The organism is Streptomyces sp. NPDC055400, from assembly GCF_053644375.1.
In genome coordinates this window covers 156,627-179,675 of the sequence record NZ_JBSHLM010000017.1, presented here as the reverse complement: position 1 = coordinate 179,675, position 23,049 = coordinate 156,627, and the positions used below count along the sequence as shown (strand labels likewise).

22 protein-coding genes and 1 riboswitch are annotated in these 23,049 nt (G+C 71.4%); of the genes, 5 read left to right on the top strand and 17 right to left on the bottom strand.

Annotated elements, in window-relative coordinates:
• Window positions 1-29 precede the first annotated feature (29 nt).
• The 9 genes from ACWIGU_RS36190 to ACWIGU_RS36150 all read right to left on the bottom strand — a co-directional run bounded on the left by ACWIGU_RS36190 (window position 30) and on the right by ACWIGU_RS36150 (window position 7,556).
• On the bottom strand, window positions 30-1,127 hold the full coding sequence (locus ACWIGU_RS36190; RefSeq protein ID WP_454405895.1) for a hemolysin family protein: 1,098 nt from the start codon (window positions 1,125-1,127) through the stop codon (window positions 30-32).
• Window positions 1,124-2,458, bottom strand: coding sequence for a hemolysin family protein (locus tag ACWIGU_RS36185; protein WP_454405894.1), 1,335 nt, complete (start codon window positions 2,456-2,458; stop codon window positions 1,124-1,126). Before ACWIGU_RS36185 ends, ACWIGU_RS36190 begins: the two co-directional genes overlap by 4 nt.
• A 231-nt stretch (window positions 2,459-2,689) precedes the next feature.
• Complete coding sequence (locus ACWIGU_RS36180; protein WP_454405893.1) at window positions 2,690-3,160, bottom strand: PH domain-containing protein; 471 nt, start codon at window positions 3,158-3,160, stop codon at window positions 2,690-2,692.
• Between the two features lie 11 nt (window positions 3,161-3,171).
• A complete protein-coding gene (gene hisG / locus ACWIGU_RS36175) occupies window positions 3,172-4,020 on the bottom strand; it encodes an ATP phosphoribosyltransferase (protein WP_454405891.1) in 849 nt (282 codons plus the stop codon).
• Window positions 4,021-4,092: 72 nt separating this feature from the next.
• Window positions 4,093-4,365, bottom strand: a complete 273-nt coding sequence (locus ACWIGU_RS36170) for a phosphoribosyl-ATP diphosphatase (protein WP_100597453.1) — start codon at window positions 4,363-4,365, stop codon at window positions 4,093-4,095.
• 34 nt (window positions 4,366-4,399) lie between these two features.
• Window positions 4,400-4,885 carry a 6,7-dimethyl-8-ribityllumazine synthase gene (ribH, locus tag ACWIGU_RS36165; RefSeq protein WP_100597452.1) on the bottom strand — a complete coding sequence of 162 codons (486 nt, stop codon included), beginning with the start codon at window positions 4,883-4,885 and terminating at the stop codon, window positions 4,400-4,402.
• Window positions 4,886-4,951: 66 nt separating this feature from the next.
• A complete protein-coding gene (locus ACWIGU_RS36160; protein ID WP_454405890.1) occupies window positions 4,952-6,304 on the bottom strand; it encodes a bifunctional 3,4-dihydroxy-2-butanone-4-phosphate synthase/GTP cyclohydrolase II in 1,353 nt (450 codons plus the stop codon).
• A complete protein-coding gene (locus ACWIGU_RS36155; RefSeq protein WP_326778742.1) occupies window positions 6,301-6,945 on the bottom strand; it encodes a nicotinamide mononucleotide transporter family protein in 645 nt (214 codons plus the stop codon). Before ACWIGU_RS36155 ends, ACWIGU_RS36160 begins: the two co-directional genes overlap by 4 nt.
• 2 nt (window positions 6,946-6,947) lie before the next feature.
• Complete coding sequence (locus tag ACWIGU_RS36150) at window positions 6,948-7,556, bottom strand: riboflavin synthase (protein ID WP_100597450.1); 609 nt, start codon at window positions 7,554-7,556, stop codon at window positions 6,948-6,950.
• A 302-nt stretch (window positions 7,557-7,858) separates the two neighbouring features.
• Window positions 7,859-7,989: riboswitch (FMN riboswitch) on the bottom strand.
• Window positions 7,990-8,270: 281 nt separating this feature from the next.
• On the opposite strand from ACWIGU_RS36150, the gene ACWIGU_RS36145 reads away from it, so the two are divergent.
• On the top strand, window positions 8,271-9,017 hold the full coding sequence (locus ACWIGU_RS36145) for an SDR family oxidoreductase (RefSeq protein ID WP_454405889.1): 747 nt from the start codon (window positions 8,271-8,273) through the stop codon (window positions 9,015-9,017).
• Window positions 9,018-9,037: 20 nt separating this feature from the next.
• Here the strand turns inward: ACWIGU_RS36145 and ACWIGU_RS36140 are convergent, their stop codons facing one another.
• Window positions 9,038-10,228 carry an ROK family transcriptional regulator gene (locus tag ACWIGU_RS36140; RefSeq protein WP_454405888.1) on the bottom strand — a complete coding sequence of 397 codons (1,191 nt, stop codon included), beginning with the start codon at window positions 10,226-10,228 and terminating at the stop codon, window positions 9,038-9,040.
• A gap of 141 nt (window positions 10,229-10,369) precedes the next feature.
• Here ACWIGU_RS36140 and ACWIGU_RS36135 point away from each other — a divergent pair, with 141 nt between their 5' ends.
• Window positions 10,370-11,590 carry an MFS transporter gene (locus tag ACWIGU_RS36135; RefSeq protein WP_454405887.1) on the top strand — a complete coding sequence of 407 codons (1,221 nt, stop codon included), beginning with the start codon at window positions 10,370-10,372 and terminating at the stop codon, window positions 11,588-11,590.
• Here ACWIGU_RS36135 and ACWIGU_RS36130 read toward each other — a convergent pair.
• Window positions 11,550-12,008, bottom strand: coding sequence for an acyl-CoA thioesterase (locus ACWIGU_RS36130; RefSeq protein ID WP_454405886.1), 459 nt, complete (start codon window positions 12,006-12,008; stop codon window positions 11,550-11,552). The genes ACWIGU_RS36135 and ACWIGU_RS36130 overlap by 41 nt on opposite strands.
• Before the next feature lie 98 nt (window positions 12,009-12,106).
• Window positions 12,107-13,387 carry an alginate lyase family protein gene (locus ACWIGU_RS36125; protein WP_454405885.1) on the bottom strand — a complete coding sequence of 427 codons (1,281 nt, stop codon included), beginning with the start codon at window positions 13,385-13,387 and terminating at the stop codon, window positions 12,107-12,109.
• A gap of 204 nt (window positions 13,388-13,591) precedes the next feature.
• Between ACWIGU_RS36125 and ACWIGU_RS36120 the strand changes: the two genes are divergently transcribed.
• Window positions 13,592-15,001: a uracil-xanthine permease family protein gene (locus ACWIGU_RS36120; RefSeq protein WP_454405884.1), complete on the top strand. Its 1,410-nt coding sequence runs from the start codon at window positions 13,592-13,594 to the stop codon at window positions 14,999-15,001.
• Here the strand turns inward: ACWIGU_RS36120 and ACWIGU_RS36115 are convergent.
• The gene (locus ACWIGU_RS36115) at window positions 14,983-16,107 is read right to left on the bottom strand and encodes a glycoside hydrolase family 6 protein (RefSeq protein WP_454405954.1); all 1,125 of its coding nucleotides are present in this window, start codon (window positions 16,105-16,107) and stop codon (window positions 14,983-14,985) included. The genes ACWIGU_RS36120 and ACWIGU_RS36115 overlap by 19 nt on opposite strands.
• 180 nt (window positions 16,108-16,287) lie before the next feature.
• Between ACWIGU_RS36115 and ACWIGU_RS36110 the strand changes: the two genes are divergently transcribed.
• Both ACWIGU_RS36110 and ACWIGU_RS36105 read left to right on the top strand, forming a co-directional pair.
• Window positions 16,288-16,992: a DUF5995 family protein gene (locus tag ACWIGU_RS36110; RefSeq protein WP_454405883.1), complete on the top strand. Its 705-nt coding sequence runs from the start codon at window positions 16,288-16,290 to the stop codon at window positions 16,990-16,992.
• A 104-nt stretch (window positions 16,993-17,096) separates the two neighbouring features.
• The gene (locus ACWIGU_RS36105; protein WP_454405882.1) at window positions 17,097-18,026 is read left to right on the top strand and encodes an LLM class F420-dependent oxidoreductase; all 930 of its coding nucleotides are present in this window, start codon (window positions 17,097-17,099) and stop codon (window positions 18,024-18,026) included.
• 40 nt (window positions 18,027-18,066) lie between these two features.
• Here ACWIGU_RS36105 and ACWIGU_RS36100 read toward each other — a convergent pair whose 3' ends face one another.
• From ACWIGU_RS36100 to ACWIGU_RS36085, 4 genes are all read right to left on the bottom strand, one after another.
• Window positions 18,067-19,770: a flavin monoamine oxidase family protein gene (locus tag ACWIGU_RS36100; protein ID WP_454405881.1), complete on the bottom strand. Its 1,704-nt coding sequence runs from the start codon at window positions 19,768-19,770 to the stop codon at window positions 18,067-18,069.
• Window positions 19,771-19,829: 59 nt separating this feature from the next.
• Window positions 19,830-20,627 carry a carbon-nitrogen hydrolase family protein gene (locus ACWIGU_RS36095; protein ID WP_454405880.1) on the bottom strand — a complete coding sequence of 266 codons (798 nt, stop codon included), beginning with the start codon at window positions 20,625-20,627 and terminating at the stop codon, window positions 19,830-19,832.
• Window positions 20,628-20,826: 199 nt separating this feature from the next.
• Window positions 20,827-21,279, bottom strand: coding sequence for an Lrp/AsnC family transcriptional regulator (locus tag ACWIGU_RS36090; RefSeq protein ID WP_127828554.1), 453 nt, complete (start codon window positions 21,277-21,279; stop codon window positions 20,827-20,829).
• A gap of 10 nt (window positions 21,280-21,289) precedes the next feature.
• Entirely contained in the window at window positions 21,290-22,762 is a 1,473-nt protein-coding gene (locus ACWIGU_RS36085) for an amino acid permease (protein ID WP_454405879.1), read from the bottom strand.
• Window positions 22,763-23,049 lie beyond the last annotated feature (287 nt).

Sequence of the window (23,049 nt, the reverse complement as noted above, 5' to 3'; positions counted from 1 at the left end):
GGGACCCGCCCCTTCGCCATGTGCGCCTGTCAGCCGGCCAGCGCCTCCTCCGGCGCCTCGGCCCGCGGCTCCGCGACCCTGGCCCCGGGCGCCGGAGCGTCCCGGTGCGCGGGGTCACGGACCTCGCCGACGAGCATCTCCAGGACGTCCTCCAGGGCCACCAGGCCGAGGACCCGGCCCGAGGCGTCGGCGACCTGCGCGAGGTGCGTCGCGGCGCGGCGCATCACCGTCAGGGCGTCGTCGAGCGGGAGTTCGGCGCGCAGCGTCGTCATGGGACGCCAGATCTGCTGCGGCACCGCGCGGTCGTGGTCCGCCGAGTCGATCAGGTCGAGGACGTCCTTCACATGCAGATAGCCCATGAAGGCGCCCCCCTCCGCGCAGACCGGGAAGCGGGAGTATCCCGTACGGCCCGTCAGCTCGATGACCTGGCCCGGGGTGACGGAGGGGCCGACCGTGACGAGGGACGACCGGTCGAGCAGGACGTCGGTGACCGGGCGCGAGCCCAGCTCCAGGGCGTCCTCCAGGCGTTCCTGCGCCTCGGGTTCGAGCAGCCCCGCCTGTCCGGAGTCCTCGACGAGCCGGCCGAGCTGCACGCTGGTGAAGACCGCCTCGACCTCGTCCCGCGGCTCGACCCCGAACAGCTTGAGCACGAGCCGGGCACAGGCGCCGAGGGCGACGGTGACCGGCCGGCACAGCCGGGCGAAGGCGACGAGGCCGGGGCTGAACCACAGCGCGGTCTTCTCCGGCGCCGCCATCGCGAGGTTCTTCGGGATCATCTCGCCGATGACGAGGTGGAGGCTGACGACGGCGGCGAGTGCGATGGCGTAGCCGAGGGGGTGGATCATTCCCTCGGGCAGGTGCATCGCCTCGAAGAGCGGCTCCAGCAGATGGGCGACCGTCGGCTCGGCGACCGCGCCGAGCGTCAACGAGCAGACGGTGATGCCGAACTGGGCCGCCGCCATCATCTGCGGCAGGTGCTCCAGGCCGTACAGGACCTGGCGGGCCCGCTTGTTGTCGATGGGCTCGATCTGGCTGCGGCGCACGGAGACGAGGGCGAACTCGGCGCCGACGAAGAAACCATTGGCCAGTACGAGGAGCAGGGCGAAGAACAGTTGGAGCGCGCTCATCGGGCGGCCTCCGCCGGCTGGGCGGCGTCCGCGGTCCGTACGATCCGGACGCGCTCCGCGCGGTAGTGGTCGACCTGACGCACCGCGAGCCGCCAGCCGGGCAGCTCGGCCCGGTCGCCGGGCGCGGGGATCCGGCCGAGCAGATCGGCGACGAGACCGGCGACGGTCTCGTACGGGCCTTCCGGTACGTCGAGTCCTATGCGGCGCAGGATGTCGACCCGGCAGCTGCCGTCGGCGTCCCACGCGGGACGGCCGTCCTCGGACGGGGCGACCGCGAGTTCGGGCAGGTCGAGGCGGTCGTGCTCGTCGCGGACCTCGCCGACGAGCTCCTCGACGATGTCCTCCAGGGTGACGACCCCGGCCGTGCCGCCGTACTCGTCGACGACGACGGCTATGGGCTGCTCGCTGCGCAGGCGCTCCAGGAGGGGCTGCACGGGCAGCGTCTCCGGGACGAGCAGCGGGGCCTGGGCGATGCGGCTCACGGGGGTGCGCAGCCGGTCGTGGGCGGGCACCGCGAGGGCGTCCTTGAGGTGCACCATGCCGACGATCTCGTCGATCCGCTCGCGGTAGACCGGAAAGCGGGAGAGGCCCGTGGCGCGCGTGAGGTTGACGACGTCCTCGGCGGTCGCCGAGGACTGGAGCGCGCTGACCTTCACGCGCGGCGTCATGACGTGCTGGGCGGTGAGCTCTCCCAGGGACAGGGTGCGGACGAACAGGTCCGCCGTGTCCTGCTCCAGGGTGCCCGCCTGTGCGGAGTGCCGGGCCAGGGAGACGAGCTCGCCGGGGGTGCGGGCCGAGGCCAGCTCGTCGGCGGGCTCGACGCCCAGGGCGCGTACGGCGCGGTTGGCCACGGCGTTGAGCAGGGCGATCACGGGCCGGAAGAGGCGCGAGAACGCGTGCTGGGGGCCCGCGACGAACCGTGCGACCTGGAGCGGCTTGGACACCGCCCAGTTCTTCGGCACCAGCTCACCGATCACCATCTGCAGAGCGGAGGCCAGCAGCATGCCGATGACGACGGAGACGCCTCCGACGGCGCCTTCCGGGACGCCGGCGGCGGTGAAGGGCCCCGCGAGCAGCTTCGCGAGCGCCGGTTCGGCGAGCATGCCGACGACCAGCGAGGTGATGGTGATGCCGAGCTGGGTGCCGGAGAGCTGGAAGGACAGCTCCTTGAGGGCGTTCACGACGGTACGGGCCCGTCGGTCGCCGTCGGCGGCTGCCTTCTCGGCGTCGGCGCGCTCCACCGTGACGAGGCCGAACTCGGCCGCCACGAAGAAGCCGTTGGCCAAAATCAGCAGGAATGCCGCTCCGAGGAGCAACAAGGGGATGGTCATGCCGCCGCCTCCGCGCACACAACGCGCAATTCGGTCGCGCTATGTCGGGAGGGGGCGGCGCATGTACTGCAGGACGAACCGTCCATCGCCGGAGGGAGTCACTCCTCGGGTAGCAGGAAACCCCCGGGGCCCTGGCGGACCCGTCTTCGGGGGCGGGGCGGCGATGTGCGCGCGCCCCGCCAACAGATTAATCAAGACAGGGGCGGAAGCGTCAGGGCGTGCGGCCCTGAGTCAGCCCTGAAGTTCCCCGGATCGCCCGGAGCCCCCGGAAACTACAGAACGGGCCTCGGTGAGGGCGCGCAGGGCACGCGCGTCGGTGAGGGCACGTTCCTTGGCCATGGCGGGCTGGATGCCCATGGCGGCCAGGCTCGTGCCGTCGCTGAGGTTGAGGAACACCCAGGGGTCGCCGGGCCGCAGGGTGACCTGGACGATCTCCGCCCAGGCCAGGCGGCGGCTGCGGGCGATGTTCACGACGGTGACGCCCTCGTCGTCCGCCACGATCCTGGGCCGGGCGAGCAGGACGAGCGCGCCGGCGAGGAGCGCCCCGGTGAAGACGAAGGTGAGGCGGTCGCCCGGGTTGAGACCGCCCAGCATGAGGGCGATGGCCGTGAGAGTGACGAACATCGCTCCGCCGAGGCCGAGCAGGACGGCCCGGGTGCGGGCCGGCCGGAAGGTGACGGGCAGCGTGGGGACTTCGGACATGACTGCGGTCCTCAAAGGCGGCAGGCGTGGATGGCCGTGGTCAGGATGGCCCGCGCGCCGAGTTCGTACAGGTCGTCCATGATGCGCTGGGCGTCCTTGGCGGGGACCATCGCACGGACGGCGACCCAGCCCTCGTTGTGCAGGGGCGAGACGGTGGGCGACTCGAGGCCCGGGGTGAGGGCCACGGCCTGCTCCAGGTGCTCGGCGCGGCAGTCGTAGTCCATCATCACGTACGTCCTGGCGACCAGGACGCCCTGGAGACGGCGCAGGAACTGCTGGACCTTGGGCTCTTCGCCGGCCGCGCCGGAGCGGCGGATCACGACGGCCTCGGATTTCATGATCGGCTCGCCGAAGACCTCGAGGCCCGCATTGCGCAGGGAGGTGCCGGTCTCGACGACGTCCGCGATGACCTGGGCGACACCCAGCTCGATGGCTGTCTCGACGGCGCCGTCGAGGTGGACGACGGACGCGTCGACGCCGGACTCGGCGAGGTGCTTGCCGACGATGCCCTCGTAGGAGGTGGCGATCGTCTTGCCCGCGAGGTCCTCGAGACCCGAGACCGTGCCCGGCTTGGCGGCGAAGCGGAACGTGGAGCGGGCGAAGCCGAGCGGCAGGATGACCTCGGCGTTGACGCCGGAGTCGATCAGCAGGTCCTCGCCGGTGATGCCGATGTCGAGCTTGCCCGACGACACGTAGATCGCGATGTCCTTGGGCCGGAGGTAGAAGAACTCCACCTCGTTGTCCGGGTCGACGAGGACGAGCTCCTTGGACTCCTTGCGCTGCTGGTATCCGGCCTCATGGAGCATCGCCGACGCAGGTCCGGACAGTGAACCCTTGTTGGGGACGGCGATGCGCAGCATGAGGTCGGATTCCTTTGCGTGAGAGACGTGAAAGAGGGGCGTGCCGCGTGCGGCGGTGAACCGGCGCCGGCTCTAGAGGTGGGCGTAGACGTCGTCGAGGGAGATGCCCCGGGCGACCATCATCACCTGGACGTGGTACAGCAGCTGCGAGATTTCCTCGGCAGCGGCCTCCTTGCCCTCGTGCTCGGCGGCCATCCAGACTTCGGCGGCCTCCTCGACGACCTTCTTGCCGATGGCATGGACGCCCTTGTCCACCAGTTCGGCGGTGCGGGACGTCGCGGGGTCGCCGTTCTTGGCCTTGAGCTGAAGCTCGGCGAAGAGCTCTTCGAAGGTTTTGTTCGCCATGATGGCCCTAAGACTACGGGGTGCGCCCGGCCACTCAGCGCCAGGGTTCGCTGACCGAGCGCAGTGTGGCCGCCGTGGCGACCGCCGCGGTGACGGCCTCGTGGCCCTTGTCCTCGTTCGAGCCCTCGATCCCGGCGCGGTCGAGGGCCTGCTCCTCCGTGTCACAGGTCAGCACGCCGAAGCCGACGGGCACGCCGGTGTCGATGGTGACCTGGGTGAGCCCCATGGTGACGCCCTGGCACACGTACTCGAAGTGCGGTGTGCCGCCGCGGATGACGACTCCGAGGGCGACGATCGCGTCGTAGCCGCGGCCCGCGAGGACCTTGGCGACGACGGGGAGCTCGAAGCTGCCCGGGACCCGCAGGAGGGTCGGCTCGTCGATGCCCAGCTCGTGCAGCGCGCGCAGGGCGCCGTCCACGAGGCCGTCCATCACCTTCTCGTGCCACTGCGCCGCGATGACGGCGACGCGCAGGTCACCGCAGTTGCGTACGGACAGTTCGGGTGCGCCCTTGCCACTCACGTTGCTCCTCAGTGCTTGTGTGGTGCTGTGTTCGGTGTGCGGTATGTCGTCTGAAAGGGGTACGGGCTACTGGTTCGCGCAGGTCGTGGACGCGGGGGCGTCCAGCCAGGGCAGGTCGTGGCCCATCCGGTCCCGCTTGGTGCGCAGGTAACGGAGGTTGTGCTCGCCCGCCTGGACCGGCATGGACTCGCGGACGACGACCTTGAGGCCGTGCCGCACGAGCGCGTCGGTCTTGTCGGGGTTGTTGGTCAGCAGGCGCAGGCCGCGCACGCCGAGGTCCTCGAGGATCTGGGCGCCCGCCGCGTAGTCCCGCGAGTCGGCAGGCAGGCCGAGTTCCAGATTGGCGTCCAGCGTGTCGCGGCCGCGCTCCTGAAGCTCGTAGGCGCGCAGCTTGGAGAGCAGGCCGATGCCGCGCCCCTCGTGGCCGCGCAGATAGACGACGATGCCGCGCCCCTCCTCGGTGATGCGCCGCATGGACTCCTCCAGCTGGGGGCCGCAGTCGCAGCGCAGCGAGTGGAAGACATCGCCGGTGAGGCACTCGGAGTGGACCCGGACGAGGACGTCCTCGCCGTCGCCGATCTCGCCGTGGACGAGGGCGACATGCTCGACGCCGTCGACCGTGGAGCGGTAGCCGTACGCGGTGAAGTCGCCGAAGGCGGTGGGCAGATTGACCTCGGCCTCGCGGCGGACCGTCGGCTCCGAGGAGCGGCGGTAGGCGATCAGGTCCTCGATGGAGATGATCGTCAGGCCGTGCTTGCGGGCGAACGGGATGAGCTCGGGCAGGCGCAGCATCGTGCCGTCCTCGCCCGCGATCTCGACGATCGCGCCGGCGGGGCGCAGGCCCGCGAGCCGGGCGAGGTCGACGGCGGCCTCGGTGTGGCCGTTCCTGGCCAGGACGCCGCCGTCCTTGGCGCGCAGCGGGAAGATGTGGCCCGGCCGCACGAAGTCGCCGGCCTCGGCGGTGCCGCCGGCCAGGAGCTGGAGCGTGGTGGCGCGGTCGGCGGCGGAGATGCCGGTGGTCACGCCGTGCGCGGGGCCCGCGTCGACGGAGACCGTGAAGGCCGTGCGCATCGACTCGGTGTTGTTCTCGACCATCTGCGGCAGCTGGAGGCGCTCCAGCTCGTCGTTCTCCATGGGAGCGCAGATCAGGCCGCGGCACTCGCTCATCATGAAGGCGACGATCTCGGGGGTGGCCTTCTCGGCCGCGATGACGAGGTCGCCCTCGTTCTCGCGGTCCTCGTCGTCGACGACCACGACGGGCCGGCCGTTCGCGATGTCGCGGATCGCCTGCTCGACGGGGTCGAGCGACAGGTCCGAGGTGTCCTCGTCGTGCGAGGTGCTGTACCAGACGCTGGCGCCTGAAGGGGCGGCGCGCAGCGCCTCGTCGAGGGCGGTGGTGGGAGACGGGTGGGAGGTCATGCCGGTGCTCCTTCCAGGGCGGGCTGCGAGGCCGAGCGGGACCGCAGCCACCAGTCACGCATGCCCCACAGGACGAGCGCGCCGTAGATCACGTAGACGAAACCGGAGAAGGCGAATCCGTTGGCGAAGTTCAGCGGTACGCCCACCAGGTCGACGAGCAGCCAGGCGAACCAGAACTCGACCATGCCGCGCGCCTGGGCGTACATGGCGACGATCGTGCCGACGAAGATGTACGCGTCCGGCCAGGGGTCCCACGACAGTGTGGGGAATGCGGTGAACAGGCCGCCGACCGCCAGGGTGCCGAGTGCGGCGGCGCCCAGCAGGTAGCCGCGCTCGCGCCAGGTGGCGAACCGGACGGCGAGGGAGCCGTCCTGGGCCTGCCCCTTGCCGCGGTTCCACTGCCACCAGCCCCACGCGGCGACGACGATGACCACGAGCTGCTTGCCCGCGCTGCCCGAGAGGTGGGCGGTGGCGAAGGCCGTGAGGAGGATGAGGCCGGAGACGAGCTGCGCGGGCCAGGTCCAGATCGAGCGGCGCCAGCCGAGCGCGAGGGCGACCAGACCGACGGTGTTGCCGATCATGTCGGACCACATGATGTGCTGGCCGAAGAGCGTGAACGCCTCGGAGTTCAGCCAGTTCAGGCTCACTTGGTCGCCTCCTGGGCACGGTCGCCGAGCAGCCGCTCGACGTACTTGGCGATGACGTCGACCTCGAGGTTGACCGGGTCGCCGGCCTGCTTGAGGCCGAGCGTGGTCAGGGCGAGGGTGGTGGGGATGAGGCTGATGGTGAAGTAGTCGGGGCCCGCGTCGACGACCGTGAGGCTCACTCCGTCGACGGTGATGGAGCCCTTCTCGACGACGTAGCGCGCGAGGTGCGCCGGGAGCGAGACCTTGACGATCTCCCAGTTCTCCGACGGCTTGCGCTCGACGATGCTGCCCGTGCCGTCGACGTGGCCCTGCACGATGTGTCCGCCCAGGCGGGCGCCGACGGCGGTGGGGCGCTCCAGGTTGACCCGGGAGCCGACCGCGAGGGCGCCGAGGCTCGACCGGTCGAGGGTCTCCGCCATGACGTCGGCGGTGAACTCGTCGCCCTCGTGCTCCACGACCGTCAGACAGACGCCGTTGACGGCGATGGAGTCGCCGTGCCGGGCCCCTTCCGTGACGACGGGGCCGCGCAGCCTGAAGCGGGAGGCGTCGCCGAGTTCCTCGACGGCAGTGATCTCGCCCAGCTCTTCGACGATTCCGGTGAACACTTCAGTGCTCCTTCGCTGCAGGGGCCGCGGGGCCGACAAGGGTGGCGGTGAGGCGCAACGCCTCAGGGCCGGCGGGGATTCCTGAAGGAGCGAAGGACGCGTGCGGGCGCACGGCTGCTCGCCGGGCGGGCACTGCGGAAGTGGGGGCCACCGGGTCCTCCTGCCTCTTCGGGCACGGACTCCGGGGCACTGTCGCGACAGGCGACAGAACGTACGGGCGAGGACACCGAGGCCGACGCCGCATGAGACCTGTCACTGAGGACACGTCGCAACAGACGGCGGCGCGCACGAATGCCCGCCCGCCGCGCACTGCCTCCCATCCGGACTTTAACCGTCGGTCCAGGAATTTCACCTGGTCAACCGGCCGCTGGAAGCGGCCGGGTCGCGGACTGTAACCGCCGGTTCGGACTTTCACCGACCCCGGAGTGCGCTGCTTCTGGTACAGGGCCAGTGTGCCACGTCCCCGCATGGGCCAAACGGGTGATCGGCTGTGGGCTGGCTCACAGGCCGTGTGCGGGGACTCGCCCAGCGTTCCGGGCGCCCCCCTCCGCCAGGGGTGGGAGCGTGACCATCGCAACCGCCGAGGTGGGCGGCGTGCCGGCGGAATCCTGAGGCACCTCGCGGACGATGTCACATTTTCGCGCCGTCACCGGTCTCACCTGGCGAGGGACGTTCCACCGTGGAGCGTCCGGTGTACGAAGGAGCTGAACTGCGATGACCACGATCCTGGTGACCGGCGGCACGGGAACGCTCGGCAGGCTCGTCGCCGAGCGGCTGCGCGCGGGCGGGCACGAGGTGCGCGTGCTCAGCCGGCACGCGCGGCCGTACGCGGTGGACCTGCGCGAGGGCGGCCCCGGACTCGACAAGGCCGTCGCGGGTGTGGACGCGATCGTGCACTGCGCGAGCACGCCGCGCGGCGGTGACGAGAAGGCGGCCGGACATCTGATCGAGGCCGCGGGGCGGGCCGGGGTGGCGCATCTGCTGTACATCTCGATCGTGGGCGTGGACCGGGTGCCGCTCGGCTACTACAAGTCCAAGCACGCGGTCGAGAAGCTGGTCGAGGAGTCGGGTCTCGGCTGGACGGTGCTGCGCACGACGCAGTTCCACGACCTGGTGTTCCAGGGACTTCAGGCGCTGGCCAAGCTGCCGGTGATGCTCCTTCCCGCGGGGGTCGCCGACCAGCCGGTCGAGGTCGCCGAAGTGGCCGACCGCCTGGCGGAGTTGGCGACGGGCGCACCTGCGGGGCGCGTGGCGGACATGGGTGGTCCCGAGGTGCGTACGGCCCCGGATCTGGCCCGCGCCTACCTGCGCGCGAGCCATCGGCGCCGGCCGCTCGTCGAGGTGCGCCTGGCCGGGAAGACGTACAAGGGCATGCGGGACGGCGGGCATCTGACGCCCGAGCGGGCAGTGGGCAAGGGCACGTTCGAGGAGTTCCTCGCGCGGCGGTTCCCCGCGAGCTGACCGGCGTGCGTGCGCGGGGTTCAGCGGTCCGTCGGCGCGAAGAGGTCGTCCTGGGCCCCGTCCCGCGCCATGAGCAGCGCTCCCCGCAGCACCGCGGCGCCGCCGAGTGCGCCGGCCCGTACCTCGGTGGGCAGGGGGGACATGGCGGCAAGGCGGTCGGCGACCAGGGTCGCGAGGCGGTCGCCTCCAGCGCGGCCGACCTCGCCGCCCAGGACGAGGCAGCCGGGGTCGAGGACGGCGACGACGGAGGCGGCGCCGAGGACGAGCCGGTCGGCGAGCGCGTCGAGGAAGCGGGCGGCGGGAGTCCCGGGCTCCGCCCGCACCGCTTCACGCACGAGCGCCGCTGCGGCCGGCTCCCCCGGTGCGGCCGTCGGGCCCACCAGGCCGTGCGCACGGGCGAGTTCGGCGATGGCGGCGGATCCGGCCAGGGAGTGGAAGCCTCCGTCGCACCCGGTCGCGGACGGGAGTCCGGACGTCCCGGGCACGGGCAGGAAGCCGATCTCGCCGGTGCCGCCGGAGGCCCCCCGGCGCAGGACGCCGTCGAGGACGACCGCGGCGCCGATGCCGTGGCCGAGCCAGAGCAGGGCGAACGTGTCGCGGTCGCGGGCCGCGCCGTCGCGCTGTTCGGCGAGGGCGGCGAGGTTGGTCTCGTTCTCGACCAGGACGCGGGCGGGCAGGCGTTCGTGGAGGGCGGCGACGAGGCGGCGGTGCCACTCGGGCAGGCCCGACGAGTCGCGCAGTTCGCCGGTGACGGGGTCGATGAGGCCGGGCGCGCCGATGCCCACGGTGTGCAGGCGTTCGGCGCCCGCCTCCTTCGCGGTGCGCTCGACCAGGGCGACGGCCCGTTCGACGGCGGGGCCGGTGCCCTCCTCGTCGTCGATGGGCGCGGACGCCTCGGCGAGGACCGTGCCCACCAGGTCGGCGACGGTGAGGGTGACGCCCTCGGTGCGGACGTCGAGCGCGGCGAGATGGGCGAGTCCGGAGACGATCCCGTGGAGCTTGGCGTTGGGGCCGCGGCGCCGGGCGCCGGCTTCCCCGACGACCTCGATCAGGCCCTGGGCCGTGAGCCGCTCGACGAGGTCGGCGACGGAGGGCCGGGACAGGCCGGTGAGTTCCTTCAACTGCCCGGCGGTCAGGGGCCCTTCGCTCTGGAGGAGGCGCAGTGCGAGCCGGTCGTTGATGGCCCTGGCGGTACTCGGTGATGCGGGCATGGCGCGGATCCTTCCAGATCGCCTTCGCTGCCGGGACCGGGGCCGTACGGGGAGACCGCTGGGAAACCGACTATTTATCAGGCAGGGTTCCTGATAGTTTACGCCAGCAGCCTGGGGACGGTATCGGGAGGGGCACGCCGGATGAGTGAAGTCGGTTACGGGACAAGGGAGTTGAAGCGCGCCCGCCATGCGGTCGCGGCCGTCTTCTGCGTCCATGGAGCGGTCACCGGGTCGTTCGCGACCCGGGTGCCCTGGATCCAGGAGCACGCGGGGGTCAGCGCCGGCCAGCTGGGACTCGCGCTCGCCTTCCCCGCGCTCGGCGCCTCGGTGGCGATGCCGCTCGCGGGCTGGGTGAGCCACCGGTTCGGCGCGCGCACGGCGCTGCGCGGGCTGCTGGCCCTGTGGACGCTCGCGCTGATCCTGCCCTCGCTCGCGCCGAATCTGCTCGTGCTGTGTGTGTCTCTCTTCGCGTACGGCGCGTCGGCGGGCATGTCGGACGTGGCGATGAACGCGCTGGGCGTCGAGGTCGAGAACCGCCTCGACCGGTCGATCATGTCCAGCCTGCACGGCATGTGGAGCGTGGGCGCCCTCATCGGTTCGGCGGCCGGCACGCTGGCCGCGCACCTCGGCTCCGACGCCCGGCTGCACCACCTGCTCGCCGCGGCGACCCTCACGGTCGTGGGCTTCATCGCGTGCAATGGCGTGCTGGACCTGCGCCCCACGGAGGACGAGGAGCCGCCGCCGCGCTTCGCGCTGCCGCCCAGGTCGGCGCTGCTGATCGGCGCTGTCGGCTTCTGCGCCGTCTTCGCCGAGGGGGCGAGCCTGGACTGGTCGGCGGTCTATCTGCGGGACGTCCTCGACACGTCCGCCGGACTCGCGGCCGCGTGCACCACCGCGTTCACGCTCACGATGGCCGTGGCGCGGCTCGCCGGCGACAGGATCGTGGACCGGTTCGGCGCGGTGCGCACCGTGCGGGTCGGCGGGGTGGGCGCCGCGCTCGGCGGACTGCTCGTCGTGGTGGCGCCGAACCCGGTGGTCGCGATGGCCGGATTCGGCCTGATGGGCCTCGGGATCGCGGTCGTCGTGCCGCTCGCCTTCGCGGCGGCGGGTCGCAGCGGGCCGAATCCGAGCCAGGCCATCGCCGGTGTCGCCACCATCACGTACACCTCGGGCCTCATCGCCCCTTCCGCGATCGGGACGGTCGCCGACGCGACGAGCCTGGTGGTGTCGTTCGGTCTGGTGACGTTCCTGGCGTGCGGGCTCGCGGTGTTCGCGGGGGTGCTGCGCACGGGGGACCGCACGCGGACGAAGCAGGCCGACGTCAGTCCTGCGGGCGCAGGAGCTCACGGCCAAGGGTCCTGAACATCTCGCTCCAGGGGGCGGGGCGCAGGGTGGCCGGGTCGAGGCGGACGAGCACGCGGGTGCCGTGGGCGTAGGTCGTCCCACCGTCCGCCGAGCAGAAGCGGAAGCCGTACGTCAGGCCGGTGGTGCCGAGCCGGTCGAGCCAGAGGTGCACGGCGTACGCGCCGGGTCGGTCGACCGGCGCGTCGTACGTGATGCGCAGTTCCTTGACCGCGTTGCAGAAGTCGCCGGCCGCCACCCAGTCACCCTCGAAGACGAGGCCGCGCTCCGCCCACAGCGCGGTCCAGGCCCGCTCGACCATCACCGGGTAGCGGGCGTTGTGGAGCAGGCCGAGCGCGTCGAGGTCGTCGAAGTGGACGGCGACGGGGACGAGCCGGCCGTGGGACTGGGCGGGGCGGGCGAGGGCTTCGGCGGTCACGGGTGGGGCTCCTGGTGCGGTACGTACAAGAGCCCCATCGTACGACCTTTGACTAAGCAAACGCTCAGCCGGCCGGGCCGGGGTGTGACGCGACCCGCTCAGCCCGCGATCGAGTCGAGCTGCTCGGCCGCCGGGCGCAGCGCCCACAGGTCCCCGCCGGGCGGCGCCTCCAGATCCGGGACCGCCCGCTTCGCCGCCGCGCTCCCGGCGTCGGCGGCCGCGTGCACGACGTCGCTCGCCGCGAACCGGTGGAACTCCAGCTCGGGGTGCGGCCACGCCGTCGCCCCGGTGGCCGCGGGCAGCAGATAGTCGACGGCCTTGAACAGACTCTGCCCGTCCGGGCCCCGGTACGACCACAGGTCCACGCCCACGTGCCGCCCGATCGCGGCGAGCCGGGTGTAGGCGACCAGGTCGAAGGTCGAGTAGTGCCAGCTGCGGGTTCTGGCGAGCTCCTGCGGCTGGCTGCCGTCGCCCGCGATCTGCGGGGCGATGCGCTTGGTGCGGGCGTCGAGGACGGTCCGGCGGGCGAGGGCGGTGTCGCCGGTCGCGTAGGAGAGGGCGGCGACCTGGAGGTCGTAGAACGTGCCGTGGTTGTTCTCGGCGGCGCCCTCCTGCTTGCCGAAGTCGCTGTTCACGAGCCAGCCGAGGAAGTCCTTGTTCCACTCCCCCATCGCCGAGCGGTCGCCCTTCGACCAGCCGGGGGCACCCGTGCCGAGGAGGGCGACGGCGTCGGTGACGCTGGTGTACGACTGGGAGAAGTCGATGATGCCGATGGCCCGGCCGTCGTACTTGCAGGGGATGAACTGAGCGTGGTCCAGGTTCGGGTTCATGCGCGTGGCCGGATCGAGGAACCAGGTGCGCAGGACGGTGGCGGCCTTCTCCGCGTACTCCTTGCGGCCTGTGTAGAACCAGGCCAGGGCGAGGTCGTACGTCGAGTCGAAGACCTTCTCCACGTCCTGGCGGTCGGTCCCGGTGTCGACCTCGGGGTTGCGCTGGCCGTCGCGCTGGACGTAGGGGCAGCCCCAGGGGTTGTCGGCGGTCGGTGTCTGTGAGGGCCACCAGTAGGGGGCCTGGCTCAGATAGTCGTGGACGTCGCCGCCGGGTGCGGGCTTCGGCTTGTCGACGACGGTCCAGGGGCCCTGGTCCAGCCAGGTGTCGGCGTGGGCCGTCAAGTCCCGGACCGCGCGCTTGAGTTGCGGGTCGCCGTGGTCGAGGTGCTGCTTGGTCCGCAGCAGGCGCTCGCCGTCGAGGACGGCGGTACGCGGGGCGCTCACGCCGGTCGTCGCGGACTGGGCCGACACGGGGACGGCGGTCACGGCGGCGAGGGCGGCCGCCGCGGTGAGCAGGGCACCGAGACGCACACGGGATCGGGCACGCATCACAACTCCCATCACATATCTGAACGACGTTCATGGAGCGAGCCGTGCGAGCGTAGGGCGCCGAGGTGGGCGTGACAATGCCTCCGGCAGGGATTCATGGATGAGATCGGTGCCGCCGGGCGTGGCGCGAAAGTGGCCTTACGGCGCATTAACATGGCGGCGATCATTTCGAGCCACAAAAGCACCACAGAAAGCAGAACTCACATGGACCTCGGTGTGCGCTGGAAACTCCACGGCGACGGGCGCACCCCGGCTCCGGGCGACGTCGTGCACCCGGACGAACGGCTCACCTGGCCGCGCACGCTCGGGCTCGGCGCCCAGCACGTCGTCGCGATGTTCGGTGCGTCCTTCGTGGCGCCCGTCCTGATGGGCCTCGACCCGAACCTCGCGATCATGATGTCCGGCGTCTCGACCGTGATCTTCCTGCTCGCCACCCGTGGCCGCGTGCCCAGCTACCTGGGCTGCTCGCTCTCCTTCGTGGGCGTCGCCGCGGTGATCCGGGCACAGGGCGGGTCCAGCGCCACGGTGACCGGAGCGGTGTTCGTGGTCGGCGCCGCGCTGTTCCTGGTGGGGCTCGCGGTCCAGAAGTTCGGCGCACGGATCATCCACGCCGTCATGCCGCCGGTCGTCACCGGCGCGGTCGTCATGCTGATCGGCTTCAACCTCGCGCCGGTGACGGCGTCGACGTACTGGCCGCAGGACCAGTGGACCGCGCTCCTCGTCATGCTGTTCACCGGTTTGGCCGTGGTGTGCCTGCGCGGTTTCTGGTCCCGCATCGCGATCTTCCTCGGGCTGCTCTTCGGCTACGGCATCTCCTGGGTGTTCGACCGGATCTTCGGCCGGATCCACTCCGTGTCCGGCGGTGCCGAGGCCGTCGACCACTGGCGCCTGGACCTGTCCGGCGTCGGCAAGGCCGAATGGATCGGCCTGCCCTCCTTCCACGCCCCGTCGTTCCAGTGGTCGGCGATCCTCGTCGCGCTGCCCGTCGTGATCGCGCTGATCGCCGAGAACGCCGGACACGTCAAGGCCGTCGGCGAGATGACCGGGGCCAACCTCGACGACAAGCTCGGCACCGCGATCTCCGCCGACGGCGTCGGCTCCATGCTCTCCACCGCGGTCGGCGGCCCGCCCAACACCACGTACTCCGAGAACATCGGCGTGATGGCCGCGACCCGCGTCTACTCGACCGCCGCGTACTGGGCGGCCGCCGGTTTCGCCCTGCTCTTCGGCGTGTGCCCGAAGTTCGGCGCGATCGTGGCCGCCGTCCCGGGGGGCGTCCTCGGCGGCATCACCGTGATCCTCTACGGCATGATCGGCCTGCTCGGCGCGCAGATCTGGATGAACGCCCGGGTGGACCTGCGCAATCCCCTGAATCTGGTGCCGGCCGCGGCGGGCATCATCATCGGCATCGGCAATGTCTCCCTGAAGTTCACCGACAACTTCTCGCTGAGCGGCATCGCCCTCGGCACGCTCGTCGTCATCACCGGCTACCACGCGCTGCGCGCCATGGCTCCCGCGCATCTCAAGACGCAGGAGCCCCTGCTCGACGAGGGGACCTCTTCGTACGACGAAGCGGCCGGCGATGCTTCCGGCGGTCAGTCCGCCAAGTCGTAGGCGTAGTCCGGGGCGAACGATCCCGGCTCGCCCCTGCAGCCGTCCGACTCCCCCGGCAGCTTCACCCACAAGTAGGCGTCGATCCCGCGCTCCCCGGTGCGCAGGGTCGGCGCCTGCCCCAGTTTGCGGCCCGAGGGGTCGCACCACGCGCCGTTCGCCGGGGCGCCGTTGCCGTTGCGACTGGTGTCGATCACGGCGCCCAGGGACGGCGGACCGCCCATCGCCGCCAGGACCCGGCGGGCGTAGGCCACTTCGGCGGAGGTGCGGTTGAAGTTGGAGACGTTCGTGAAGATGCCGTCCGACGAGGCGGGCGACGCGGCGCCCGCCGCTCGCAGCCGGGCCGCCTGGGTACCGGCGGGGTTCCAGTCGGAGTGCCCGGCGTCGTAGTACACCCGGGCGCTGGGGTTCGCGGACTTGAAAGCGCGGCCCGCGCGGGCCAGCGCCGCGTACCGGTCGGCGAGCTGCCCGCCGGAGAGGCACTCGGTCTGGGAGAGCGCGTCGGGTTCGAGGATCACGACGACCTCGCCGGAGCCGAGGCCCGCCGCGAACTTCCGCGACCAGCTGTCGTACGCGGCGATGTCCGGCGCCCCGCCCTCGGACGCGCCCCCGCAGTCGCGCTCGGGTATCGCGTACGGCACGAGCACCGGGACCCGGCCCTCGCGCTCCGCACTCGACGTCACCGCGCGCACCCGGGACGTGATGGTGCCGGGCGTGAAGTCGGCGAACCAGACGGCGGCGGGCCGGTCGGCGATCCGGGACTCGATGAGGGGGCGCCGCGGGTCCGAGCGGTGGGCCCTGACCCAGTCGATCACCTGGGAGTCGGTGTGCCGGTACAGGCGTGTGGAGGCGGGCGCCACGGGCCGTCCGGTGGACGCGCTCGGAGTGGGCTTCGGCTTCTTCTTCGGCGTCTTCGCATCCGACGGGGAGGGCGACGCGCCGGGCGAGGCCGAGGCGGATGTCGCGGTCGGTACGGCCGGCAGCGGAAGCAGGCCGGGCGACCGCGTCACCCGGGGCCGCGCCACATCGCCGCCCTCGGGCCCGTCGAGCGTCGACACCATCCCGGCGACCGTGCCGACCGCCGCGACCAGCGACGCGGCCGCCGCCATGGCCCCCCGGCGGGCGGCGCCCCGGCGCTCGGCGCGACGCTCGGCCAGTCGCTGCGCACGTAAGCCTGACACGCTGTTCTCCCCTTCCCCCCACGCACGGTGCCCGGCCCGTTCCCTCGTTCTGGGGAAGCCCCCGGCCTGGCGGCACGCGCGCCAGCCTAGGCTTGAGAACCTGCCCCCATGGCGCAGTTGGAACGGTTCGCGAAGTGCACGCCCGCCGCGCGCGGGGTCGACGCCGTGGTGGCCCGGATGCGTGAGCTGGCCGCGTCCTGGCCCGCCTGCGACGGCGTGGCCGTCTTCAACCGGGTCTATCTGTCCGTCACGGAAGAGGTCGACCGGCACATCGACGGCGGCCGGTTCGCCGACGCCGAAGCCGCGACCACGCTGGATGTTCGCTTCGCCGAGCGCTATCTGGCAGCCGTCGAGACCCGCTCCCCCGACCACCGTCCGCCCGCCTGCTGGCGCCCGCTGCTCCAGTACCGGCGCCATCCGGGCGTACGCCCCCTGCAGTTCGCGCTCGCGGGCATCAACGCGCACATCGGCCACGATCTGGCGCTCGCCGTCGTGGACACCTGCCGTACGCTTCGCTGCGAACCGGCCGACGTGGAGGATGAGTTCGACCGCGTGGGCGATCTCCTCGTCTCGCTGGAGGAGCGCATCCGCGAAGATCTGATGCCGGGCCCCGATCTGCTCCAGATCGCCGATCCCCTCACCCATCTGCTCGGCTCCTGGAGCCTGGAGCGCGCCAGGGACGGCGCATGGGCGGCGGCCCGCGCCCTGTGGGTGCTTCGTGAATTCCCGGACGTCACGGAGGAGTTCGTCCGGCGCCTCGACACCTCAGTCGGGCTGGTCGGCCGCATGATGCTCACACCTCTGCCGGACTGATCCGGCCACGCGTCCGCCTTCGCCGCGGAACTCCCTCGTCATCGCTGTACGTTGACGAGGAGTTACGCGAGCGATCCCAGATGCGAACGCGAAGGAGCACCGGCATGGCGACCCGACTCGGCCTCAGCCTCCCCCAGATGAAGCAGTACGACATCGGGCGCGACATCCCGGCGGTGGCCCGCGCCGCCGAGGAGATCGGCTACGAGAGCCTGTGGGTCTTCGAGCGGATCCTGTTCCCCGAGCCCGCCCGCCAGGGCCTGTACGGGGTCCCGGGCCTGCCCTGGCCGGACCAGTACCGCTCGGTCGCCGACCCGCTGGTCTCCCTCACTCTGGCCGCCGCCGTCACCGAGCGGGCCAGGCTCGGCACGAGCGTGCTCGTCGGCCCTCTGCACGTGCCGTTCCAACTGGCGCGCGCGCTTGCCTCGTTGGACGCGGCGAGCGGTGGCCGCGTCGTCGCGGGCATCGGCACGGGGTGGTCCCACGACGAGTACGCGGCCGCGTCCGTGGCCCCGTTCGAGAAGCGTGGCCAGGTCCTGGACGAGCTGCTCGACGTGTTCGAGGCCGTGTGGGGCCCCGACCCGGTCAGTTACGAGGGCGAGCTGACGACGATCGCACCGTCCGTGGTGGGGCCGAAGCCCGCCGGGCCGATCCCGGTGCTCCTGCCGGCGAACAGCCCGAAGGCCGCGCGCCGGCTCGTGGACCGCGCGGACGGCTGGATGCCGGGGGCCGCGGGCGCCGAGCAGCTCGCCGAGCAGTGGCGGAATCTGCGGGAACTGGCCGAGGAGCGCGGCCGCAAGGAGCCGATCCAGAGCGTGCTGCGGGTGAACACGGTCTACACGCGGGACGCGTACAAGGGCGACGACCGCCGCCCGTTCCAGGGCAGCGTCGCGCAGATCGTCGAGGACCTGGTCGCGCACAGCGCGGTGGGCCTCGAGGAGATGCTGATCGACCTCCAGGGCCTCGTCCGTGACGCGGACGAGCTGACGGATGTCGCGGCCGAGGTGTACACGGCGGCGCGCGAGGCCGGGGTCTGAGCGGTGCGGGCCCCGGCGTCTGCCGGCGCCCGCACGCCCGTCAGTCCTCGGGCAGCTCGACCGGAGCGATCTCGTCGTACACGTCGCCGGGGCCGGGGTTCGTGCCGTCCGTCGCGCCGCCGAGCTGGTGCATCACGCCCCAGACGGCGTTGAGCGCGGTCTGCACGGCGCCCTCGGCCCAGCCCGCGGTCCAGGAGATGTCGTCGCCCGCGAGGAAGATGCCCCGCTTGTCCTCGGGGAGGCGGTCCTGCATGAAGTGCGTGAACAGGCGGCGCTGGTAGCGGTAGTGGCCCGGCAGGTTCGCCTTGAACGCGCCCATGAAGTAGGGCTCGTTCTCCCAGGACACGGTCACCGGGTTACCGATGATGTGCTTCCTGATGTCGACCTTGGGATAGATCTCGCCGAGCGACTTGAGCATGACCTCCATGCGCTCGTTCGCCGACAGGGGCAGCCACTTCAGGCTGTCGTCGCACCACGTGTACGACAGGCAGATGGTGGCCGGCTTGTCCGGGCCGTCGTCCAGCAGGTAGGTGCCGCGCGTCATGCGGTCGGTGAGCGTCATCGACATGACGTCCCGGCCGGTGACCTCGTCCTTGTCCAGCCAGAACGGCCGGTCGACCGGCACGAAGAGCTTCGAGCTCTCCATGTAGTGGGTGCGCTCGATCGCCGTCCAGTGGTCGATCGGAAACAGCGAGTCGTCGCACGCGACCTTGGACAGCAGCATCCAGGACTGGGCGGTGAAGATCGCCGCCTGGTAGGTGCGGATGTCGCCGGAGGCGTCGGTGACCGTGATGTGGTTGCCCGCGGTGCGGTGCAGCCGGGTCACGGCCGGGCGCGGCTTCCCGCTGTCGTGCAGCTCGGCGAGCGAGGTGCCGTACGCCCAGTGGACGATCTTCTCCGGCTCGCGCTCCCACAGGCGCAGCGGGAGCTGCTGGGAACCGCCGACGATGCCGCGGTGGTGGTCGTCGGCCTCGGTGTAGACGACGCGCAGGATCTCCAGGATGGAGTTCGGGAAGTCGGTGTCCCAGCCGCCGGTGCCGAAGCCGACCTGCCCGAAGATCTCGCGGTGCCGGAAGGACTTGAAGGACTCGGAGTCGCAGAGGAACCCGTAGAACGTCTGGTTGTCGAGCTTGTCGACGAGCTTCGACCAGATCTCGCGGATGCGCGGCACGTCGCGCTCCCGCATGGCCTGGTTCATGTCGGAGAAGTCGGCGCCCTCTTCGAGGCAGGCGTTCCACGCGTTCATGACGTCGCGGTAGACCTGCGGCAGGTCGTCGACGGTGTTGGCGTAGTGGGACTCGCCCTTGAGGTCGACGACGGTCGACGGGGTCTCGGGGGCGAGCGGGTTGGGGAAGGGCCGCGTCTCCAGGCCCACCAGGTCGATGTAGTGCTGGAGCGCGGTCGACGACGGCGGGAAACGCATCGCGCCCATCTCCGCGGTCAGCCCGGCGGCCTCGGAGGGGGTGCCCTCGAAGCCGACGGTGCGCAGCCGGCCGCCGATCTCGTCCGCCTCGTACACGACGGGCTTGAGGCCCATCTTCATCAGCTCGTACGCGGCGACGATGCCGGACAGGCCGCCGCCGATGACCGCGACCTCGGTGCCGTGCTCGGTCGCCGGTATCTGGCCGAGGCCCGCGGGGTGCGCGAGGTAGTCGTCGTACGCGTACGGGAAGTCCGGCCCGAACATCGTGATGGGGGGCTGCGCGTCGGTGTGCTGGACGGCGTTGGGCACCGTGGACGTCATGGGGTACGGACTCCTTGCGGGAACTGAGGTACTGAAGGTTCGGGGCGGCGGCTCGGGGCTCAGATCAGCGGCGTGTACAGGCCCGGGCGGCGGTCGCTGAGGTACGGGTTGGCCTCACGGGACGCGGCCAGGAAGGCGGGGTCGACGTCGGCACAAATCAGCTCGTCGCCGCGGCCGGCGCGCGCCCTGGCGACACCGTCGGGGCCGGCGAGCGTGGAGAGCCCGACGAACTCGAACTCGCCTTCCTGGCCGACCCGGTTGACGTACGCGACGTACATCTGGTTCTCGAAGGCCCGCACGGGGACGACGGACTCGGCGACGAACTGGTACGGGTGCATCTGGGCCGTCGGTACGAGGAGCAGGTCGGTGCCGGCCAGGGCGTGCGCGCGCACGTTCTCCGGGAACTCGACGTCGTAACAGATCATGAGGCCGATGCGGACACCGTCGAGGTCGGCCTGGACGACGGCCTGGTCGCCGGGTGTGAACGAGTCGCGCTCGAAGCAGCCGAAGAGGTGGGTCTTGCGGTAGTTCGCAAGGCGGGTGCCGTCGGGGGCGATCAGCTGGGCCGAGTTGAACACCAGCTCCCCGTCGCGCTCCGGGTAGCCGTAGGCCACGGCGACGCCGTGCCGGGCCGCGATCTCGGCGATGGCCTGCGCGGAGGGCCCGTCGGCGGGCTCGGCGAGGCGGGCCACGTCGTCGCCGATCGCGTACCCGGTCAGGAACATCTCGGGGGCCGCCAGGAGCCGGGCTCCGGTCGCGGCGGCGCGGCCCGCGGCGTCGTCGAGCACCTTGAGGTTCTCGTCGACGGACCCGGGGCGGCCGGAGCTCTGGAGCAGGGCGGTGCGCAACGGCGGCATGGGCGTCCTAGTGAGCGTGCGAAACGGGGAGGAGGAACGGATAAGACGGTACGTTTCCCCGCGCCGGCGGGACAAGACGGGACTGTTGCGTCTTCCGTTACGATCCGTTGCGCCCCAAGGGCCACTGACGGCGATTTGTTGCGCGCCCGGGTGAGCTCGCGGTCGCGGCCCGTACAGGGTGGCCCCACGAAGTGCGGTGTTACGCGGGCGAGCCCGACGTGTAGCGCCGCATCAGCGGCGACAGGACGAGCACCGACTTGGTCCGCTCCACGAACGGCTCCCCCGCGATGCGTTCCAGGACCCGCTCGAAGTGCCGCATGTCCGAGGCGAAGACCTGGACGATCGCGTCCGCGTCACCGGTGACGGTGGACGCGGACGCGACCTCGGGGTACCGCTCGAGGCCGCGCTTGATGGCCTCGGGCGAGGTGTTGCGGCGGCAGTACATCTCGATGAACCCCTCGGTCTCCCAGCCGAGCGCGGCCGGGTCGACCCTCACCGTGAAACCCGTGATGGCTCCGGTGGCCCGCAGCCGGTCCACGCGCCGCTTGACGGCGGGCGCGGACAGGCCGACGATCTGGCCGATGTCGGCGTAGGAGCGGCGGGCGTCCTCGGCGAGGGCGTGCACGATGCGTTCGTCGAGATCGTTCAGCAAGGCAGGTGGTTCACTTCTCTTGGGCAGGCGCGGAGGCGAGTCGGGAGCGACGGGCCCCGTAAAGGAAGTAGAACACGAGGCCGACGGCCATCCACACGCCGAAGACCACCCAGGTGACGGTGGACAGGCTGCCCATCATCCAGACGCAGAAGCCGAAGCCCAGCGTCGGCAGGATCGGCGAGAGCGGCACGCGGAAGGTGCGCTTCATGTCGGGGCGTGTGCGGCGCAGGACCACGACCGCGATGTTGACCAGGGCGAACGCGAAGAGCGTGCCGATGCTGGTCGCGTCGGCGAGCTGGCCGAGCGGGATCGCGGCGGCGAGGACACCGCAGAACAGCGAGACGATCACCGTGTTGGCGCGCGGTGCGCCGGTCTTCGGATGGACCTTCGAGAACACCTTGGGCACCAGGCCGTCGCGGGACATCGCGAACAGGATGCGGGTCTGGCCGTAGAGCACGGTCAGCACGACGGACGCGATGGCGATGACGGCGCCGGCGGCGAGCAGCGTCGCCCAGAACGACTGCCCGGTGACGTCCTTCATGATCCCGGCCAGGGCGGCCTCGGAGTCGTTGAACTGCTTCCAGGGGCGCGCGCCGACGGCGACGGCGGCCACGAGGACGTACAGCGCGGTGACGATCACGAGGGAGAGCATGATGGCGCGCGGCAGATCGCGCTGCGGGTTCTTGGCCTCCTCGCCGGCCGTCGAGGCGGCGTCGAAGCCGATGTACGAGAAGAAGAGCGTCGCGCCGGCCGCGCTCACTCCGGCCATGCCGAGCGGCATGAAGTGCTCGTAGTTGCCGGACTGGAAGCCCTTGATGCCGATGGCGCAGAACAGCAGCAGCGCCACGATCTTGACGGCGACCATGATCGTGTTGGCGCGGGCGGACTCACGGGCGCCGCCGAGCAGGAACGCCATCGCGAGGAGCACGACGATCAGCGCCGGCAGGTTGAAGATGCCGCCGTCGCCGGGGGGCGCGGACAGGGCGTCGGGGATCGTGACGCCGATCGTGCCGTCCAGGAGCTCGTTCAGGTACTCGCCCCAGCCGACGGCGACGGCCGCGACCGACACGCCGTACTCGAGGACCAGACACCAGCCGCAGATCCAGGCGATCAACTCACCCATCGTTGCGTACGCATACGAGTAGGAGGAGCCCGCGACCGGTATGGTCCCGGCCAGTTCGGCGTACGAGAGCGCCGAGAAGAGGGCCGTGAGACCGGCGATCACGAACGACAGGGTGACCGCGGGGCCCGCCTTCGGGACGGCCTCGCCGAGCACCACGAAGATGCCGGTGCCGAGCGTGGCCCCGATGCTGATCATGGTCAGCTGCCACATGCCGAGCGAGCGGCGCAGACTGCCGCCTTCGCCCTGGCCACCCTCCGCGACCAGGGATTCCACCGGCTTGCGCCGCATCAGCCTGGCGCCGAGGCCCGGGGTGGGGGTCTCGGTTGTTCGGGTGCGCGGTGGTGCGCCGTGGTCGAGCACGGGCTGGCTCCTTCATCGCTGCCGGTCAGGTGGGCGCGCACCGGGGACAACAAGCAACGACAGCCCGCACAGACCGGGGACCGCCGAGCAGGCCGTCCCCGCCACGCCACGTACAGCGGTTGACTCTAAAGGGTTTCTGTTCCCAGCTGTAATGCAGCAACCTTGCGTATGCGCGCACAAACGTTGCGTGGTGCGCGCGGGTGCGGACGAACGTTGCGCGGTCCGTTTCGTCCGTTGCGTGCGTTCCTGCCGGAAAAAGCAGAACCCCGCGCCCCCAGAAGGGGGCG

Bases quoted from the DNA above. Each gene is read 5' to 3' on its own strand.
- ACWIGU_RS36190 (WP_454405895.1), bottom strand. From the start codon at position 1,127: ATGAGCGCGCTCCAACTGTTCTTCGCCCTGCTCCTCGTACTGGCCAAT.
- ACWIGU_RS36185 (WP_454405894.1), bottom strand. From the start codon at position 2,458: ATGACCATCCCCTTGTTGCTCCTCGGAGCGGCATTCCTGCTGATTTTG.
- ACWIGU_RS36180 (WP_454405893.1), bottom strand. From the start codon at position 3,160: ATGTCCGAAGTCCCCACGCTGCCCGTCACCTTCCGGCCGGCCCGCACC.
- hisG (WP_454405891.1), bottom strand. From the start codon at position 4,020: ATGCTGCGCATCGCCGTCCCCAACAAGGGTTCACTGTCCGGACCTGCG.
- ACWIGU_RS36170 (WP_100597453.1), bottom strand. From the start codon at position 4,365: ATGGCGAACAAAACCTTCGAAGAGCTCTTCGCCGAGCTTCAGCTCAAG.
- ACWIGU_RS36160 (WP_454405890.1), bottom strand. From the start codon at position 6,304: ATGACCTCCCACCCGTCTCCCACCACCGCCCTCGACGAGGCGCTGCGC.
- ACWIGU_RS36145 (WP_454405889.1), top strand. From the start codon at position 8,271: ATGACCACGATCCTGGTGACCGGCGGCACGGGAACGCTCGGCAGGCTC.
- ACWIGU_RS36140 (WP_454405888.1), bottom strand. From the start codon at position 10,228: ATGCCCGCATCACCGAGTACCGCCAGGGCCATCAACGACCGGCTCGCA.
- ACWIGU_RS36135 (WP_454405887.1), top strand. From the start codon at position 10,370: ATGAGTGAAGTCGGTTACGGGACAAGGGAGTTGAAGCGCGCCCGCCAT.
- ACWIGU_RS36125 (WP_454405885.1), bottom strand. From the start codon at position 13,387: ATGCGTGCCCGATCCCGTGTGCGTCTCGGTGCCCTGCTCACCGCGGCG.
- ACWIGU_RS36120 (WP_454405884.1), top strand. From the start codon at position 13,592: ATGGACCTCGGTGTGCGCTGGAAACTCCACGGCGACGGGCGCACCCCG.
- ACWIGU_RS36115 (WP_454405954.1), bottom strand. From the start codon at position 16,107: ATGGCGGCGGCCGCGTCGCTGGTCGCGGCGGTCGGCACGGTCGCCGGG.
- ACWIGU_RS36110 (WP_454405883.1), top strand. From the start codon at position 16,288: ATGGCGCAGTTGGAACGGTTCGCGAAGTGCACGCCCGCCGCGCGCGGG.
- ACWIGU_RS36105 (WP_454405882.1), top strand. From the start codon at position 17,097: ATGGCGACCCGACTCGGCCTCAGCCTCCCCCAGATGAAGCAGTACGAC.
- ACWIGU_RS36100 (WP_454405881.1), bottom strand. From the start codon at position 19,770: ATGACGTCCACGGTGCCCAACGCCGTCCAGCACACCGACGCGCAGCCC.
- ACWIGU_RS36095 (WP_454405880.1), bottom strand. From the start codon at position 20,627: ATGCCGCCGTTGCGCACCGCCCTGCTCCAGAGCTCCGGCCGCCCCGGG.